Genomic DNA, 17,217 nt, shown 5'->3' with positions numbered 1-17,217 from the left:
ACATAATATTTAGCAAGTTTCAAATTAGGGTGCAGAAACATAGTTACGTTTAATGGAGGTATTACCATGAATAAAATAATCATCGCAACAAAAAATGCTGGAAAACTAAAAGAATTTAAAGCTTTCTTCGAGCAATATGACATGACAGCGTATGGTCTCGATGAATTAGACAAGCAATTTGATGATGTCGAAGAAACGGGTACAACATTTGAGGAAAACGCAGCCTTAAAAGCAGAAACGATAGCGGGCTTCCTGCAAGTTCCGGTTCTCGCCGATGATTCCGGTTTGGAAATTGATGCTTTGGAAGGTCGCCCGGGTGTTTATTCTGCTCGTTATGCCGGAGAAGCAAAGAGTGATCAAGCGAATATGGATAAAGTGCTAGAAGAGCTGCAGGGTGTTCCGGCAGCTGAGCGCACGGCGCGATTTGTCTGTGTACTTGCTGTTTCGCAGCCTGGTAAAGAAACATTTTACGCACGAGGTCATGTGGAAGGTGTCATTACCGAAGTTCCGCAAGGTGAACACGGTTTCGGTTACGACCCAGTCTTCCAGCCCGAAGGCTATGAGAAAACGATGGCGCAGCTAGAGCCAGCTGAGAAAAACCAAATCAGCCACCGCAAACAAGCGATGGTACATTTGGAAAAATGGCTGAATGAACAAGCGAAGTGAGGGAGATAGATGAAGCTATTAATCACGAGTGATAGTCATGGACTCACATCAGAGGTAGCACTGCTGAAACAGCGTCATGAAGAGGAGGTTATCGGAAGCATTCACTGCGGTGATTCCGAGCTGCCCTTTGACGCGCCGGAAATGGAAGGGTATTACCGTGTAGCGGGTAATTGTGATTTTGACAGAGCATATCCCGAAGTAGAGCAGCTTACTGTTGACGATTTACCAATCTTAATCACACACGGTCATTTATACGGGGTGAAATCCAGTCTGCGTTCTTTGGAACAGCTGGCGATGGAAAAGGATGCGAAAATAGTTTGCTACGGACATTCCCATGTAGCGAGAGCAGATGTGATCAATAGCCGGCTTTACATCAATCCGGGAAGCATCCGGCTGCCAAAGCAATCGCCGCATCCGACTTACTGCATGCTGTCCTACGAAGACAAAATTGCGACCGTCCGTTTTTACACAATGGATGGAAAAGAAGTGCAGGAACTGGAGAAATCTGTTACGTTCAGCTGATTCCGGACAAAAAATTGTAACGTTTTGCTTGCCGAATTACCTCGAACTTACGTTATACTAGTGTAATGTTACGAATAGAGGTGATTCTGAATGAATGAATCCGATTTCGGTTATAAACCAAATCATAAAAAACGCAATTATCGTCCGCTTGTCATTTGGCTGACTATCATTATTGATGGATTGGTTGTTGTATTGAGCGGCTTACCGCCTGTCGAAAACTTCGATTTATTCGATGTACACATCCTGCCGATGCTGAACGCAATATTCAACAGTTTTACGTTCATCTTCCTGCTGTTGGCACTGATCTTCATCATGAAGAAGAAAATTATTTGGCATAAGCGCTTCATTTACGCAGCGTTTATTACAACGACATTGTTCTTAGTGTCTTACGTGTCATATCACTACTTAGCTGGAGATTCATCCTTCGGCGGGGAAGGTATTATCCGTCCAATTTACTTCTTTATCTTAATCACGCATATCGTGCTGGCAGCAGTTATCGTACCGCTAGCTCTTGCATCGATTACGCGTGCTTGGAACATGGACGTGCCAAAGCACCGTAAGATTGCTCGCTGGACAATGCCATTATGGCTTTATGTCAGCCTGACAGGCGTCATCGTTTACCTAATGATCCGCCCGTATTATTAATGAAATTGCTCCGGGAAACTGGAGCAATTTTTAAAATCTAAAAAAACTATTGACGATTAGAACCATATCGTGTATTATTAATCTTGTCCTTAAGAGAGGACAACATACATAAACGTATTACGCGGGTGTAGTTTAGTGGTAAAACCTCAGCCTTCCAAGCTGATGTCGAGGGTTCGATTCCCTTCACCCGCTCCATGTCCCAATAGCTCAGCTGGATAGAGCAACAGCCTTCTAAGCTGTGGGTCGGGGGTTCGAATCCCTCTTGGGACGCTAATTGAAAAGGAAGCTGACACAGATGATAACTCTGTGTCAGCTTCCTTTTTGTTTGAGTAAATAGGGTTATCCGTTGTTATTTAGTTGGTTTTAACCATAATTAGTATGATCGTTAATACATGCCGATTATAGACTCTTATAACGATTGGAAAAGAAGCAGGTATTAATAGTGGCTTTCTGCAGAAGGTTGTTTTTTGATACTAAGTGAACATGTGCAAACCATCATTAATTACGCATGGTAAGCATGTAATAATGCTCGCATCCTTCTCTAATAATAGAAACTATTAGAGCGATGTATTCCTAAACAAATATCGGGTACATGTAGGAGTGAAAGGAGCTTCTATCTCATGGGATTTTTGATACTTTTACTATACATTTTTTCTATTGCATGTGTCCTGTTGGGTTATGCGTATTAATGATAAGGCTGGAGATTTACTAATGTGGAGCTATACTGACAAACTTGAGAAAGTAACGGGCAAAGAAGGATATAAAAAACAACAAGGGACCTATTCAATCGTAATGGGCGTCCTATTCTTTTTAGTTCAAGTTTCTATATTGTAATTGAAAAGTTTAATATTAACCCTAAATTTCTATATGGATGGATAGTTGTTTTAGCGATTGTTTCTATATCAAATGCTATTCTGGTTAGAAAGTATTTTAGATAGATAAAGCGAAGCAGCCGGCTTAAAAATAACCTCAAGTAATCTGCTTTTTTGTAAGTGTTCATCCTGTTCAGCTATCCTTTTTGCCAATACTTTGGAATCGGACTAATTATTTATCTTCCGCTGAATTGCAGTACATTCCATCCGTTTTTGCGTAAATGTTAATTCTTTCTTCTTCATGCGCTTGTTTTAATGCACCAGTGCGAGTATCCAATTGATTTTGCGGCTTTAAAGAATTGTGACTATCCTCCTCAGCTTAAAACACTTCCTCCAATTTTTAACCATTTACCTCTGTTTTCTGTAATGCCAATTACCCACCCTTTTGCTAAACTAAATATTGTAAACGCTTACATCAATAACAAACCAAGGGGGATGTGGGATGAGAAGAAAGTCAGTATTGGTTGTTTGGGGTATAATCTTGGTTTTGCTGCTTGCTGCTTGTAGTGGTGGAGGCAGCAGTTCGAGTGGGGGTTCTGGTTCAGAAGATGGCAAGGTGACGCTGCGGATGGCTTGGTGGGGTGATCAGCCGCGAAATGATTATACGGCTAAAGTTATTGAGATGTATGAAGAGCAAAATCCGGATGTAAACATCGAAGCAGAGTATGCGAGCTGGGATGATTATTGGCAGAAGCTTTCTCCTCAGGCTGCCGCAAATGAACTGCCGGACATCGTGCAGATGGATGTTTCTTATCTAGCGCAATATGCGCAAGGCAATAAATTGGCTGATCTGACGCCTTATCTTGGGGAGCAGATTGATACCAGCAACATGACGGAAGACTACGTGAATGGCGGAAAGATAAATGATGGGATTTATGGTATGAACACGGGTGTAAACGCCGTTGGGTTCCATTACAATCCGGACTTATTAGAAGAAATAGGGCTTGATCGTGAAATTCCAGAAGGATGGACATGGGAGGATTACCAGTCGATGTCTGACAAAGCAGCTGCGAAAGGTATTTACTTTGACACACACTTAAAACCAGATGTGTTCTTTGATTATTATCTTCGCAGTAATGGTGCTCGTTTGTATGCGGAAGATGGCAGCGGTCTTGGCTACAAAGATGATCAGTTGTTTGTCGATTATTTCGGCATGATAGCCAAGCAAGTAGAAAAAGGTTCCACACCAACACCTGATGTACTTGCGCAGATAACAGGTATTGAAGATGATCCAGTTGTAAAAGGAGAAGGAGTTGGGATCTTCCAATGGTCCAACCAGTTTGTCGGTTTGAAGCAGGTGGCAGAGAAGCCGCTTGAAATCGCACCAATGCCGGGACCAGGTACATCAGATGGCTTGTATTTGAAGCCAGGTATGTTCTTCTCTGTTTCACAAAACTCCAAGCATAAAGAAGCTGCTGCTGATTTCTTGAACTTCTTTATGAATGATATTGAAGCGAACAAATTAATTTTAGGTGACCGTGGTGTGCCGGGCTCTTCGGAGGTTAAAGAAGCATTGATGAGTGAGGTGTCTGAAGCGCAGGCGCAAGTATTTGAATACGTAGAGTGGGCGGAACAGAATAGTTCACCGATGGGTGCGCCGGATCCTGCAGGTGCTGGTGAGGTAATCGAGCTGTTAGACACAATGTCTGAACAAATCAGCTATGGTCAGGTTACACCGGAAGAAGCAGCAAAAAGCTTCCGCAGCCAAGCAGAAGCGATGCTTGGGCAATAGAAGCACACCGTGATAAAGCGGAAAGCTGATTCTGAAATCAGCTTTCTGTCTTCATCACACTTCTATAAGAGAGGAGTGGAGTGGGTTGAGTTCACGTTTGCAGCGTAATTTATGGGGTTATGTTTTTATCGGTCCATTCGTTATCGGCTTTCTATGCTTCACGATTATTCCTATGCTGGCTTCCTTATATTTCTCGTTTACAAGTTATGGTCTGTTTGACTCACCGAAATGGATTGGGTTGGGTAACTATAAAAAAATGTTCACAGAGGATCCGCGTTATCTGCAGTCATTGAAAGTAACCATTATCTACGTACTAGGCGGTGTTCCGTTAAGATTGGCATTTGCGTTACTTGTTGCCATGCTGCTGAACGCCGGATCAAGAGCAGTTGGTTTGTACCGGACTATGTATTATCTGCCTTCCTTAATCGGCGGAAGTGTCGCGGTTGCGATTATGTGGCGTAATATTTTCGGCGATGCAGGAATCGTGAACTTAGCTTTAGGTGGTCTTGGTTTGGATGCTGTCCGCTGGTTTGGAGAGCCGACAGCTGCTTTATGGATGTTGATTTTCTTGTCTATTTGGCAATTCGGATCGTCAATGCTGATCTTCCTAGCTGGATTAAAATCCATTCCGTCCAGTTTTTATGAAGCAGCTAGTGTAGATGGAGCGAACTTCTTCCAGAGATTCTTCAAAATTACCTTGCCAATGTTAAGTCCGGTTTTGCTTTTCAACATCATCATGCAGACAATTGCTGCATTTATGACATTTGTACCGGCATTTATTATCTCCAAAGGCACAGGCGGCCCGCTGGATGGTACGCTGCTGTACTCTCTGTATCTATTCAAGCAAGGGTTTGAGTACTTCAACATGGGCTATGCTTCAGCGATGGCATGGGTTATGCTGCTGATTGTAGCTGCTTTGACAGGGATTATTTTCTGGACGTCCAAGTATTGGGTGCATTATGAGTCGGAGGTGAAGTAGCCTTGGCCAATTCAAAAGTAAAATATTTTCTTTATCATATTTTAGTCGGAGGCTTTGCAATCCTGCTGCTGTATCCGGTGATCTGGCTGTTAGTCAGTTCATTTAAGGAAAGTAAGGATATATTTGTCACAGCAGGTTCGCTTATTCCTAATCCATTCACGCTTGTCAATTACCCGCAAGGATGGGAAGGATTTGGCGGCTATGGGTTTGGAACGTTCATTAAAAATACGATTGTATTTGTTTTCTGGATGCTCGTCGGTCATTTGATATCTTGTTCATTGATCGCTTACGGATTCGCCAGATTAACGTTTGTTGGCCGCGGATTTTGGTTTGCAATTATGCTGGTGACATTGATGCTTCCTTACGAAGTGGTCATGATCCCGCAGTACATCATCTTCTCAGAACTAGGCTGGCTTAACTCATTGAAACCGCTTGTTGTTCCAGCTTTCTTTGGTCATCCGTTCTTCATCTTTTTGCTCGTTCAATTTATTCGAACGATACCGAGGGAGCTGGATGAAGCTGCGACAATTGATGGCGCCAATACTTTCCAAATCTTTTATAAAGTAATCTTGCCGCTGATTGTACCTGCATTAGCAACGACAGCTATCTTCACGTTCTATTGGACATGGGATAACTTGCTCGGGCCAGTTCTGTATCTGAATAGCCCGGAAAAGTATACCGTTTCGATGGCCCTGAACATGTTCCTAAGTAATGAAACTGTCTCCAACTGGGGAGCGATGTTTGCCATGTCGATGGTCACGCTTGTACCAGTGTTTGTCATCTTCTTCATCTTCCAGCGTTATGTAGTAGAAGGTATCAGTACAACTGGTCTTAAAGGCTAGCGGGAAAGGAGCGGTATTGAATGGCTGCGATAAATAAAGGGCTGGAGTGGATTACGAGAATGGCTTATGTCAACATTCTCTGGCTGCTCTTCTTATTACCAGGACTGTTACTGTTTGGGTTGTTCCCGGCTACTACAGCTCTCCTGCATGTAATGCAGCAATGGCTGCAAGGAAAAACAGACTTTCCGATATTCCAAACCTTCCTCAGCACATATAAAAAAGAGTTTTTAAACAGCAATAAATTGGGATATATCTTTGTTTTATTAGGATATATCCTTTACCTGGATTTTCTTTTCTTAACTTCAGCTGCAAATGGCGCGGCATTATACCTCACGATTCCTTATCTGGTTCTTACCTGTCTCGTTGGATTGACAAGTTTATATGCATTTCCGATGCTTGTTCGATACGAAATGAAACCGCTCCAAATTGTAAAGCGTGCTTTCTTTATGATGATGCTCAATCCAGGCCAAACCTTTCTGATGTGTGTAGCAGCTGGCGGTATAGGTGCGATTTTATGGTACTTCCAAGGGCTGGCTTTGTTTTTCAGCTTTAGCATACTAGCACTGATTATTATGATGCCAGCTATAAGAGCATTTGAAAGAACAGAACAAAAAGCATCAAAATTACTGGCTAAACGAGCCTGAGTAAGGAGATTATCGTATGAAAAAATATGTACTCGTTGGCACAGGAGGCCGGGCAGAATTTTATTACGGCGCGATGGCGAAAGATTTTAAAGACACATGTAAATTGGCGGCTTTCTGTGACTCGAATCAAACGCGGATGGATTATGCAAATCAGCTTTTGGAGGAAAAATATCAGCATCCCAGTATCCCTTTGTATCATGCTTCAGATTTTAAAAAAATGATCTTACAGGAAAAGCCGGATGTCGTAGTGGTCACGACGATTGATCGCACGCATCATACGTATATCATACAGGCGCTGGAGCTAGGCTGTGACGTGATAACCGAAAAACCGATGACAATTGATGAACACAAATGCCAAGAAATTTTAGATGCTATTCATAGGACTGGAAAAGAAGTGCGAGTTACATTTAATTACCGATACGCACCGCATAATACAAAAATCAAAGAGCTGATCAGCTCAGGCATCATTGGGCAAGTAAATTCCGTTCATTTTGAATGGGCACTTGATACAAAGCATGGAGCCGATTATTTCCGCAGGTGGCACCGAGACAAACGAAATAGCGGAGGTTTGCTGGTGCATAAGTCCACGCATCATTTTGACTTGGTAAACTTCTGGCTGGATACAACGCCGGAGCATGTGTATGCAGTCGGTGATCTGCTTTTTTATGGCAGGGAAAATGCCGAGCAAAGAGGTGAAACAAACTTTTACCAGCGTGCTTATCAGAATGACCTGGCGAAAGATGATCCTTTCGCCATTGATTTGGCAAGCAATGCGCATTTAAAAGCAATGTATCTGGATGCCGAAAGAGAAGATGGCTATCAAAGAGATCAGAGCGTTTTTGGAGATGGCATAAGTATTGAGGATACTTTAGGCGTGCTGGTGAATTATAAAAACAAAAGCATCCTGACGTATTCCTTAAACGCTTACTTGCCTTGGGAAGGTTTTCAAGTCTCTTTCAATGGTACAAAAGGAAGAATTGATGCAAGAATTATTGAAAAATCTTATGTGAATTCGGGAGGAAATAAAGCCGAAGAAGGCCGGCTGGAGCATGTGTCCATCGTCGTTAGCCCAATGTTCGATGCGCCTTATGAGGTTAAAGTGGAAACAACAGAAGGCGGGCACGGCGGCGGCGACACAGCACTGCTGGAAGATTTGTTTGGCAATCCGCAGCCAGATGTATTCAAGCGAGCAGCATCCCACTTGGATGGCGCGATGAGCATTATGACTGGTATTGCAGGAAATCATTCCTTGAGAACAGGCAACGCCGTTACCATAAAAGACTTAATCAAACTATAATTGGAGGCAATTTTCGTGGACAAAACGGCCGTCATTTCTGGCGGAGCATCGGGAATCGGCAAGGCTGCTGCACGTAAGCTGGCCAAAGCAGGTTTCCGTATTTGCTTGCTGGATGTCAATAAAGCAAAACTACAAGCAGTTCAAGAAGAAATGGAAGCAGCAGGCGATACTGTGCTGGCAATTCCTTGTGATATGGCTGCATATGATCAAGTAGAGGCAGCGGTCGAGAAAGTGATGCAGCATTACGGCAGAATTGATGCTGTATTTGCTAACGCCGGCATTGTCGGCGAAACTTCTTCGATAGAGTCAATGAGCATTGATAATTGGAGCCAGGTGCTCAGCATTAACTTAAATGGAACATTCTATCTCGTTAAAGCGGTCATTCCTTATGTAAAGCAGCAAGGCGGCAGCATTATTATTACTAGTTCAGTCAGCGGCAACCGTGTCTTTTCACAAGCAGGTTTCACGGCCTACTCCACTTCCAAGGCAGCCCAGGCAACATTTGCTAAAATGGCAGCATTGGAGCTGGCGCAATACCACATTCGTGTTAACGTCATTTGCCCGGGCGGAGTCGAAACAGATTTTAAACAATCGATAAAGCCAACGTCGGATTTAGAAGAAGTAGAAGTACCTGTTTCATTCCCAGAAGGCAGCAAACCGTTAGATCACCGATCAGGAAAGCCGGAAGAAGTGGCCAGCTTGGTGAAGTTTTTGGCTTCGGATGAATCAAGTCATATTACAGGAACGGAGATTTATATTGATGGAGCGGAATCGCTGCTGATAGGGTAGGAACAACACCATGATACTCGTCATGGTGTTTGTTTTATTCCATTATTAGTAAATGAATCAGCGTGGATACATTAGTTCGGATAAGGTGCATTTTGTACGGAAAAGTAAAAGATGATAAGAATTGTTATCAGAACTATATATAATGAATAGGAAAGCAAGGCAGCAGGGACTTTCTTGAAAAACTGCAGAGGCATTGAAGTTTAGTAAAACCGCACCTAAAAATAGCAGGTTTATATGATAGAAAAATGATACAGGATAAAAAGCCGTATAATTTACACAATTGTTAACCTTTCTATATGTATTTTTTACGGCATAACATAAAGGGTAAAGGGTATAAAAAAAGAGGTTGTGAAACTGTGCAACCAAGAAGAAGGGAATACCGTTAGATTAGCGAATTAAATGGAGTAGGAGGGAATTAGAATATAACTATTGCACCCAAAGTAAGAGGGGAATAACCAATATGAAAAGATTCATCCGTTTATTTTCTGATCTGAAAATGAAGCATAAACTGTTTTGTTTGCTGTCCCTTATTTTAATGTCGTTTAGTGTAGGCGGGTTATTGCTTATTCAGTACGCGCTGCATGTGTACAACGACGAAATCCACCGACAGTCGGCCCAGTCATTGAAGGTATCGTCTGCTTTGGTGGAAAAAGAGATCGCAAAAATGAAAAGGCTTTCATATACATTAGCAACTGATCCTTATCTTCAATCCTATTTAGCTAACTTGAAAGAAAGTGATGGCAGTTATGAATCTTATTTGATTGGTGTGAGTATCGAAAGAAGGCTTGTGGAGCTAGGTGCTTTTGAGAATTATATTGATTCTATTCAGTTATATGACACGGCAGATCGCAATTATAGTATAGGGAAGCGCGTCGTGGCGATTGAAGACGAACAGTTATTAAAGTATAAGCAAGCAACAAAGGAAAAAGATGGCGGCGTGGAATGGTTTGTGGCGAATGAGCAGGATGAATCCTTTGTAGCTGCCAGAGAGGTGAATGCATATGCAAATTTGTCATTTGAGCGTTTAGGAATGGTTATTGTGCGCTTTAATATGGATGAGATGGTGGCTTCATTCGAAGACAGTGCAGCGGAACAAGGCACGAAGCTGCTGATTACGAATGCAGACCAGGAGATAATATTTCCGCAGAAAACAGCAGAGAAGGATGCATACTTAGCCTCCAGCTTGCTTGATGATGCGGGCTATCGCTTAGTCAATTATGAGGGTGAAAGATACTTTGTGACTTATACCTCGGCTAATTTCACAAATTGGAAGTATATGATTGCTTCTCCTTATAATCAATTGTTTGAAGCTGGTTCTTTTGTAATGAAAGCTGTCATCAGCCTTTATTTGCTGTTGTTTGTCTTGCTGCTTTTGCTTGGCATTCGCTTTATAAAAGGAATTACAAATCCGATTGAGGCGTTAAACAGAAAAATGAAAAGGGTTGAAACGGCGGAGGTTATGGATTTTCATGATAATCAAGATATCAGGTTTACCAACGACGAAGCAGGGCAAATGCATGAGAATTTTAACAAAATGATGCGACAGATTCATTCGTTAATTGAAGAAAACTATGAAAAACAGCTTGTCATCAAAGACGCAGAGTTCAAAACACTTCAAGCCCAAATAAATCCGCACTTTTTATACAATACATTAGAATCTATTAATTGGTCAGCGAAACTAGGCAAGGTGCAGGAAACATCTCGTATGGCTACTTCACTAGGCTTTATTTTGCGTTCATCGCTTGAGACAAAAGAACCCCTCATAACGCTTGCCGAGGAAATGGAAATTGTAAACCATTATATTATGATTCAATCGTATCGTTTTCAAGACCGTTTACTTTTTCGCAATCATCTGCCTGATCACCTTCTTGCTTGTAAGGTGCCTAAATTCAGCCTTCAGCCTTTAGTAGAAAATGCAATCAGATATGGTGTGCAAGAAATAGTTGGCGTCTGTACGATTACGATTGAGGCAGCACAAGTTGGAGAAGATACCGTTATTTCTGTTATAGATGATGGTCCCGGCATGGAGGATACCTTTATTCGTAATCTGAAAAGCGGCGTGTATCGTACGAAAGGAACAGGTTTAGGAATTCGAAATATCAACAACAGGTTAAAAATGCTGTTTGGCCCAGCATACGGAATAGAAGTAAGAAGTGAACGTGGAGCTGGAACGACGGTCATGCTGACAATTCCTTATAAAGGAGGGAGTGATCATGTTCAAAGTGCTGCTAGTAGACGATGAACCAATGCTGCTCGAGGGTATTTCTTCAATTGTGGAATGGGAGCGGCACGGAACCAAACTAGAAGGGGTGGCCCGAAATGGATTAGAAGCGATGGAATTCATAGAAAAACATGCTCCTGATATTGTCATTACTGATATTACCATGCCTGGACTGGATGGAATGGGATTAATTGAGCAAGGAAGTAAGATGTCACCTCTTATCAAATGGATTTTATTGTCCGGTTATAACGAGTTTGAATATGCACAGAAAGCGATGCGCTTCGGGGTAAAGCATTACCTGCTCAAACCATCCAGTGAGGAAGACATCCAGGAAGCATTGGCGGAAGTTGTGCAGGAACTTGGCGAAAAGAGGGTACAAGCGAAAAAGACTCCGAGCGAAACGAAGCGATATTCTAGTGTAGTGAATAAAATGATAGACAGCATAGGTGACAATATAGAAAATCCGGACTTATCGCTGCGCTGGGTAGCTAGTGAAGTGCTTTATATGAATACAGATTACCTTGGCAAACTGTTTAAAAAAGAAGTAGGAGAGAAATTTTCTGCGTATGTATTAAATAGGAAGATAGACAAAGCGCTGGATATCATGGAGAAACAAAACGATATCAAAGTGTTTGAACTGGCTGAAAAAGTAGGTTATGGCAACAATCCGCAATATTTCAGCCATATCTTTAAGAAAAGAACGGGCAGTACACCGACAGATTGGATTAAAAAAAGATAAGAAAAGGGCGTGTTTTTACATGGCGGAAAAATGGGTTTTTATCGGTGACAGCATTACGGAGTGCGGAAGATTTGAAGATCCGCTGGCAATAGGGGACGGTTACGTAAAAATGATTCAAGATGACATTCAGCAGAAAAAAGAAGTAGAAATCATTAACCAAGGAGTGGGTGGCAATCGTGTTACCGACTTAGCTGCAAGGTGGGAAGAAGATGTACTCCGTTTAGCTCCAGACTTAATATCTGTTTCTATTGGTATCAATGACGTTTGGAGGCAACTGGATCAGCCGCAAATGAAGCAGGTTTCACCTGAGGATTTTAAAGACGTATATAACAAAATTCTAGCTGAAACCGTCAATCTTGAAGCAAAGCTGTTCCTTATGGAGCCAACGATTATTGAAGAAGATAAGAATTCAAAAGGAAATCAGCTGCTGCTGCCGTATGTAGAAATTGTACGAGAACTGGCTACAACATACAAAGCAACACTTATCCCGACGCATACAGCATTCCTGGAAACAGAGAAAACGGATTTAACAACGGATGGTGTCCATATGACGGAAGCGGGCAATCAGCTGATGGCCGATACTTGGCTGAAAGCATACTATGCCGCAGAAGGAATGTAATCCTCATAAAAACTAAAATATGCTGACATTAGACAAGATGCTTCTTCATACGTTGTTCTGAGGTGATAAAATGGCACGAGTCAAGTACACCAGCAAAGATGTGGATCTAATGGCCAGAATGATGCGAGCAGAAGCTGAAGGAGAAGGGCAGCAAGGCATGCTTTACGTTGGAACGGTTATTGTGAACAGAGCGGTAGCTGACTGCCTAGACTTTGGAGATGTGCGAGCAATTCGTGATGTTATTTTCCAAGTTCAAGGCGGCAACTATTCGTTTGAAGCTGTACAGAAAGGAAACGTTTTTTATCAGCGAGCGCGTGATTCAGAACGAAGGCTGGCTGAAAGGAATTTGAAGTCTTGGCGAGAACAGCCAGCACAATATGCCCTTTGGTACTTCAATCCCTACGCACCATGCCCGCCAACTTGGTATGATCAGCCGTTTACCGGCCAGTACAAAGACCATTGTTTTTATGAACCGCTGCCGGGGACTTGTGAGAGTGTATATATAGGGTGATAAAAAAGAACGGAAAGTGGGCCTTCCTTGCTGTAAGGGGGCTTTTTTCATTATGGTTATTTTTAATTTATATTCCATAATTTATGTTATTATCATAAGTAACTTGTTTGTGGAAAGGAAGCTACATATGAAGTATTTCGAATTAGACCGCATTTCATTAACATCTTTAATTGTCTTTGTAGCAGGTTATATTATGTTGTTCGTGCTGCCAATAGCATCAGCAGGTGCACCTTTAGGAGAATTGCTATTTAAATCTGGCACTTTTCTTATGGTAGCGTTAGGTGCGGTTCCGGTGGTTGGTTTCTTCACATCATTCTTCGCCTACAAAACTAGCATTAAAGTAGCGTTCGCAGTAACTCATGTTGTGTTGTTTTTAGTGTACTGCTTTTTCGGGTTCTGGTTATTATTATTTTCTTATGCTGCGTTAGCAAACGTCTATTAATGAGTGTAAAGCACTTTTAATTTGTACTAAAGAAAAGTTAATTACCGCACGTACAATAGTAGCTACAGATCATCCGCTTGTCAGAGCTGACGGAAGGCGAGATGATGCAAGAGGTATACAGCAGCTTTTGCATTTGGCTGATAAAGAGGGGATACATATTATCTTTCCGCCTGGGCAATACATACTGCGCCGGCCATTGCGTCTCCGTGAGCATACCTATTGAAGCAAGTGATGCGGCGGTATTTTTCGAAAGAGCACCATGGACCTATGCTGTTGAATTTGCGCCGGCGTGATCGGATGCGCAACTATAACAGCAATGGCAACATCATCATTAGCGGCGGAGGTTATGGATCGGCAATCAGATTGAAAGGCAGCCAAACAGCACCAATTCAAGAAGCTATTCTTTGTGATTACGATATCGACACGTACCAAGGGAAGAAAGCCTATATCTCTGATAAAGCTTACAGCAGTGTTTCTGTTAAGACAAAAGCAGATGCTTGTATGAACAAAATGTAATTTTTATGTATATTATGGCGAACATATACATATGTGCGTCGATATACATGCTACACTTTGGGTGGAGGTGGCTTATGTACTTAGATGAGACGAAACGTTATCGGTTTATCGGATCTGTTCCTTATGGAAATTACTTCATGGTCCGCATCTATGACTTGGAGCTGCAAGAGGAGTATACGGTAACCGACTGGCTGTTGAGCAAGTATACGGATAAGGCGCTGAAGGAATTCTATCTTCAGATTAAGCGCGATATCTTTGCAACGAATAACAAACAAGATGAACTGACTTCAGAACTGGGAGATATGCAGCAGCGGCTGTTTGATTTTCTGGATGAAGAAGAGGAAGATGATTTGCCGGTAAGCATGGAGAATGTGATACCATTCCCCATTCCTGCATCCAATGCAGATAAATAATCTGTTGCGTGGCAGAGGCTGTGAATAGTTTTATTCACAGCTTTTTGCTATTTTAAGTTTTCAATAAGCGTTTTCTTTGTTACATTTAAGGGTATAGCTGATACCAGGTCTCTGAACTGAAAATCTGATAAGGATGTTGCCGATGGATAAAGAGAATAATGTAGTACTGTTCCCCGGTCTGAAGACACGGCTGGAGCAGGAAGGGATGAAGGAGCTGCAGGAGAAGAATTATGCTGATGCGATTCAGAAATTCGAGCAGCTGTTGGATTATGGCTACCGACAGCCGGAAATTCTGACAGGCCGGCTAATCTGCTTGATGGAACTTGGCAAACATGAAGAGGCGGAAGAGATGTCCTTGCAGCTGCTGGAAGCGAAGGACAAGGATTACCTGCAATACTTACATATTCATTTGACGCTGCTGTTCCAGCTCGGTCGCTACGAGGAAGTAGTGGAAATGCTGGATGAGGTATATGAACTAGAAAATATTCCTGTGCCGCTTCGAACGTCGTTTGACCAGCTGCAAAAGGTGAGTCGGAAAATGGCGGAAGATAAGTATCAAACGGCAGCCGATCAGCTGATACATAACTTTGAGAAAGCAAGAAACAATCAGGATGTCTCTGCTCAATGGCAGCTCATTCAAAAATGCCACATGCTCGATCTAAGTCCTCATGTACAAAAGATGGAAGCGTATTTACTTGATGAGGAATCAGATCCGGTTGTGCAGACAGCGGTACTGGAATGGTTCATCAAGCAGGAAATAGAATTTCCGGTTTCCATACATAAGATGAAAGAAACAATTACGGTGATACCTGAAAATTTACAGCTAGTAGACAAATCAGAAGGGATGGAGCGTGTACTGCAGCATCTCCAAATGCTTGAGCAGCAGAATCCGTCACTTTTCGACCTGGTGTACAAATTATTGTACCGCTATATGTATGTAAAATATCCTATCATTCCAGATGAAAACGAGAGCCTGACACTGGCTGCAGCACTGCAGAAGCTGGCTGGCAGCTACTTACAGATTGAGCAGCCGCCTGTCTCAAATGAAGAAGCACAGCAAATTGCTTCTATGATGGAAGAAATTATCACTTTTGAAGCGAAATATCTGACTGTTGCCGAGGAATGACACAGTTCGTGCTGTAAGTGTTGAAAGCGACTATGAATATGTTATAATGAGATGGTTGTAAACCAGTACTAGTTAATAACTTCTTTAATGCTAGAATTGAGAACGATTAACAGGTAAGAAACGATAGATGTTGGAGGGAATATTATGTCAGCAAAATTCGAAAGAACAGAAGGCAAGAACGAGGGTGTCTTAACAATCACCCTATCCCCTGAAGAGTTGGACAACGCGCTTGACCAAGCGTTTAAAAAAGTTGTCAAAACTGTACAGGTACCAGGTTTCCGTAAAGGAAGAGTACCTCGTAAAATGTTCGAACAACGCTTTGGTGTAGAATCTCTATATCAAGATGCGATTGATATCGTGCTTCCTCAAGCTTACATGAACGCTGTTGAAGAGACTGGTATCGAGCCAGTTGCACAGCCGGATGTAGATCTAGAGCAAATCGAACAAGGTAAAGAACTTATCTTCAAAGCTACTGTAGCTATCAAACCTGAAGTAGAACTTGGTGACTACAAAGGTCTTGAAGTAGAAGCAGAAGATACAACTGTTTCTGACGAAGATGTTGAAAAAGAAATCGAAACGCTTCGCAACAACCAAGCTGAATTGGTTGTAAAAGAAGAAGGTACAGTTGAAGAAGGCGACACAGTTGTTATGGACTTCGAAGGTTTCGTAGATGGCGTTGCATTCGAAGGCGGAAAAGCAGAGAACCATAGCTTAGAAATCGGTTCCGGCAGCTTCATTCCTGGATTCGAAGAACAGCTTACAGGCAAAGAATCCGGCAGTGAGTCTGATATCACTGTAACATTCCCTGAAGAATATCATGCAGAAGAACTTGCTGGTAAAGAAGCTGTCTTCAAAGTGAAAATTCATGAAATCAAAGCAAAAGAACTTCCTGAGCTTGATGATGAATTCGCAAAAGACGTAGACGAAGAAGTAGAATCTTTGGATGCACTTCGTGAGAAAACGAAAAACCGTCTGCAAGAAGAAAAAGCAAACGCAGCTGAAAACAACAAGCGTGAACAGCTAATCAACCTTGCTACAGACAACGCAACTGTAGACGTTCCTCAAGCAATGGTAGATACAGAGCTTGACCGTATGGTTCGTGAATTCGAACAGCGCTTGCAAATGCAAGGTATGACACTTGAAATGTATCAGCAGTTCTCTGGTCAAGACGAAGCTGCACTTCGCGAGCAAATGAAGGAAGATGCTGGCAAACGTGTGAAAACAAACTTGACTCTTGAAGCAATCGCGAAAGCTGAAAACCTTGAAGTGACTGATGAGGACGTTAACGCTGAGCTTGACAAAATGGCTGAAATGTACCAAACAGACAAAGAACAGTTAACACAAATGCTTGGTGGCAACACAGACGCTATTAAAGATGATCTGAAGTTCCAAAAAGCAATTGACGTGTTGGTTGAAAACAGCAAAACTGCATAAGATAGACATAGAGAAAAACAAGGCAGCAACTACTGTGCCTTGTTTTTCTAAAACATAAACGTATGCACACAGGAAGGGATTCTTCCCCTCTCTGTGGAATACGTGCATGAACTACTTTTTTGTTTACATACACTACATACATCTGATTTGACTTTTACAAAAAAAACTCCATAATAAAACGTACCTCTTTTTTCGTATATGCAGTATT

The 17,217-nt window shown here is 42.1% G+C and carries 18 protein-coding genes, 2 tRNA genes and 1 pseudogene; all 21 read left to right on the top strand.

Going from position 1 to position 17,217, the window contains the following annotated elements:
- Positions 1-66 precede the first annotated feature (66 nt).
- The 21 genes and pseudogenes from CRO17_RS10105 (at position 67) to tig (ending at position 17,009) form a co-directional block, all read left to right on the top strand.
- Positions 67-666: an XTP/dITP diphosphatase gene (locus CRO17_RS10105; protein ID WP_097041760.1), complete on the top strand. Its 600-nt coding sequence runs from the start codon at positions 67-69 to the stop codon at positions 664-666.
- 9 nt (positions 667-675) lie between these two features.
- Entirely contained in the window at positions 676-1,188 is a 513-nt protein-coding gene (locus CRO17_RS10100) for a metallophosphoesterase family protein (RefSeq protein WP_097041757.1), read from the top strand.
- A gap of 90 nt (positions 1,189-1,278) precedes the next feature.
- The gene (locus tag CRO17_RS10095) at positions 1,279-1,833 is read left to right on the top strand and encodes a DUF420 domain-containing protein (RefSeq protein ID WP_097041755.1); all 555 of its coding nucleotides are present in this window, start codon (positions 1,279-1,281) and stop codon (positions 1,831-1,833) included.
- 121 nt (positions 1,834-1,954) lie between these two features.
- Positions 1,955-2,028: transfer RNA gene (locus CRO17_RS10090), tRNA-Gly, on the top strand.
- 1 nt (position 2,029) lies between these two features.
- Positions 2,030-2,103 (top strand) — tRNA-Arg (locus tag CRO17_RS10085).
- Positions 2,104-3,147: 1,044 nt separating this feature from the next.
- On the top strand, positions 3,148-4,437 hold the full coding sequence (locus CRO17_RS10080; protein ID WP_097041753.1) for an ABC transporter substrate-binding protein: 1,290 nt from the start codon (positions 3,148-3,150) through the stop codon (positions 4,435-4,437).
- Positions 4,438-4,522: 85 nt separating this feature from the next.
- Positions 4,523-5,416 (top strand): carbohydrate ABC transporter permease, encoded by an 894-nt coding sequence (locus CRO17_RS10075; RefSeq protein ID WP_097041751.1) that lies wholly within the window; start codon positions 4,523-4,525, stop codon positions 5,414-5,416.
- A 2-nt stretch (positions 5,417-5,418) separates the two neighbouring features.
- Positions 5,419-6,258, top strand: coding sequence for a carbohydrate ABC transporter permease (locus CRO17_RS10070; protein ID WP_097041750.1), 840 nt, complete (start codon positions 5,419-5,421; stop codon positions 6,256-6,258).
- Between the two features lie 20 nt (positions 6,259-6,278).
- Positions 6,279-6,902: a YesL family protein gene (locus CRO17_RS10065; protein WP_097041748.1), complete on the top strand. Its 624-nt coding sequence runs from the start codon at positions 6,279-6,281 to the stop codon at positions 6,900-6,902.
- Positions 6,903-6,918: 16 nt separating this feature from the next.
- A pseudogene (locus CRO17_RS18035) lies at positions 6,919-7,299 on the top strand (Gfo/Idh/MocA family protein); the annotation flags it as partial.
- On the top strand, positions 7,297-8,199 hold the full coding sequence (locus CRO17_RS10060) for a Gfo/Idh/MocA family oxidoreductase (RefSeq protein ID WP_425444437.1): 903 nt from the start codon (positions 7,297-7,299) through the stop codon (positions 8,197-8,199). The pseudogene CRO17_RS18035 and the gene CRO17_RS10060, both read left to right, overlap by 3 nt.
- 15 nt (positions 8,200-8,214) lie before the next feature.
- Positions 8,215-8,988 carry an SDR family oxidoreductase gene (locus CRO17_RS10055; RefSeq protein ID WP_245864751.1) on the top strand — a complete coding sequence of 258 codons (774 nt, stop codon included), beginning with the start codon at positions 8,215-8,217 and terminating at the stop codon, positions 8,986-8,988.
- Between the two features lie 460 nt (positions 8,989-9,448).
- The gene (locus CRO17_RS10050; protein ID WP_097041742.1) at positions 9,449-11,230 is read left to right on the top strand and encodes a cache domain-containing sensor histidine kinase; all 1,782 of its coding nucleotides are present in this window, start codon (positions 9,449-9,451) and stop codon (positions 11,228-11,230) included.
- Positions 11,202-11,948: a response regulator transcription factor gene (locus CRO17_RS10045; protein ID WP_097041741.1), complete on the top strand. Its 747-nt coding sequence runs from the start codon at positions 11,202-11,204 to the stop codon at positions 11,946-11,948. Before CRO17_RS10050 ends, CRO17_RS10045 begins: the two co-directional genes overlap by 29 nt.
- A 19-nt stretch (positions 11,949-11,967) precedes the next feature.
- The gene (locus tag CRO17_RS10040) at positions 11,968-12,567 is read left to right on the top strand and encodes an SGNH/GDSL hydrolase family protein (protein WP_097041739.1); all 600 of its coding nucleotides are present in this window, start codon (positions 11,968-11,970) and stop codon (positions 12,565-12,567) included.
- A 70-nt stretch (positions 12,568-12,637) separates the two neighbouring features.
- Positions 12,638-13,078: a cell wall hydrolase gene (locus CRO17_RS10035; protein WP_097041738.1), complete on the top strand. Its 441-nt coding sequence runs from the start codon at positions 12,638-12,640 to the stop codon at positions 13,076-13,078.
- Between the two features lie 127 nt (positions 13,079-13,205).
- Positions 13,206-13,520 (top strand): hypothetical protein, encoded by a 315-nt coding sequence (locus tag CRO17_RS10030; protein WP_143596009.1) that lies wholly within the window; start codon positions 13,206-13,208, stop codon positions 13,518-13,520.
- A 219-nt stretch (positions 13,521-13,739) separates the two neighbouring features.
- On the top strand, positions 13,740-14,036 hold the full coding sequence (locus tag CRO17_RS10025) for a hypothetical protein (protein WP_143596008.1): 297 nt from the start codon (positions 13,740-13,742) through the stop codon (positions 14,034-14,036).
- A gap of 74 nt (positions 14,037-14,110) precedes the next feature.
- Positions 14,111-14,449, top strand: coding sequence for a hypothetical protein (locus CRO17_RS10020; RefSeq protein ID WP_097041731.1), 339 nt, complete (start codon positions 14,111-14,113; stop codon positions 14,447-14,449).
- A 142-nt stretch (positions 14,450-14,591) separates the two neighbouring features.
- On the top strand, positions 14,592-15,575 hold the full coding sequence (locus CRO17_RS10015; RefSeq protein ID WP_179636953.1) for a tetratricopeptide repeat protein: 984 nt from the start codon (positions 14,592-14,594) through the stop codon (positions 15,573-15,575).
- Positions 15,576-15,719: 144 nt separating this feature from the next.
- Positions 15,720-17,009, top strand: a complete 1,290-nt coding sequence (gene tig, locus CRO17_RS10010) for a trigger factor (protein ID WP_097041727.1) — start codon at positions 15,720-15,722, stop codon at positions 17,007-17,009.
- Positions 17,010-17,217 lie beyond the last annotated feature (208 nt).

The organism is Terribacillus aidingensis (assembly GCF_900215625.1).
GTDB classification, from domain to species: domain Bacteria; phylum Bacillota; class Bacilli; order Bacillales; family Amphibacillaceae; genus Terribacillus; species Terribacillus aidingensis.
Note: the sequence above shows the minus strand (reverse complement) of the source record. Positions and strands in the feature narration are given on the sequence as shown.

What these genes read in the sequence shown, in the direction of transcription:
- CRO17_RS10105 (WP_097041760.1), top strand. Translation starts at nt 67, where the DNA reads ATGAATAAAATAATCATCGCAACAAAAAATGCTGGAAAACTAAAAGAA.
- CRO17_RS10100 (WP_097041757.1), top strand. Translation starts at nt 676, where the DNA reads ATGAAGCTATTAATCACGAGTGATAGTCATGGACTCACATCAGAGGTA.
- CRO17_RS10095 (WP_097041755.1), top strand. Translation starts at nt 1,279, where the DNA reads ATGAATGAATCCGATTTCGGTTATAAACCAAATCATAAAAAACGCAAT.
- CRO17_RS10080 (WP_097041753.1), top strand. Translation starts at nt 3,148, where the DNA reads ATGAGAAGAAAGTCAGTATTGGTTGTTTGGGGTATAATCTTGGTTTTG.
- CRO17_RS10065 (WP_097041748.1), top strand. Translation starts at nt 6,279, where the DNA reads ATGGCTGCGATAAATAAAGGGCTGGAGTGGATTACGAGAATGGCTTAT.
- CRO17_RS10050 (WP_097041742.1), top strand. Translation starts at nt 9,449, where the DNA reads ATGAAAAGATTCATCCGTTTATTTTCTGATCTGAAAATGAAGCATAAA.
- CRO17_RS10045 (WP_097041741.1), top strand. Translation starts at nt 11,202, where the DNA reads ATGTTCAAAGTGCTGCTAGTAGACGATGAACCAATGCTGCTCGAGGGT.
- CRO17_RS10040 (WP_097041739.1), top strand. Translation starts at nt 11,968, where the DNA reads ATGGCGGAAAAATGGGTTTTTATCGGTGACAGCATTACGGAGTGCGGA.
- CRO17_RS10035 (WP_097041738.1), top strand. Translation starts at nt 12,638, where the DNA reads ATGGCACGAGTCAAGTACACCAGCAAAGATGTGGATCTAATGGCCAGA.
- CRO17_RS10030 (WP_143596009.1), top strand. Translation starts at nt 13,206, where the DNA reads ATGAAGTATTTCGAATTAGACCGCATTTCATTAACATCTTTAATTGTC.
- CRO17_RS10020 (WP_097041731.1), top strand. Translation starts at nt 14,111, where the DNA reads ATGTACTTAGATGAGACGAAACGTTATCGGTTTATCGGATCTGTTCCT.
- CRO17_RS10015 (WP_179636953.1), top strand. Translation starts at nt 14,592, where the DNA reads ATGGATAAAGAGAATAATGTAGTACTGTTCCCCGGTCTGAAGACACGG.
- tig (WP_097041727.1), top strand. Translation starts at nt 15,720, where the DNA reads ATGTCAGCAAAATTCGAAAGAACAGAAGGCAAGAACGAGGGTGTCTTA.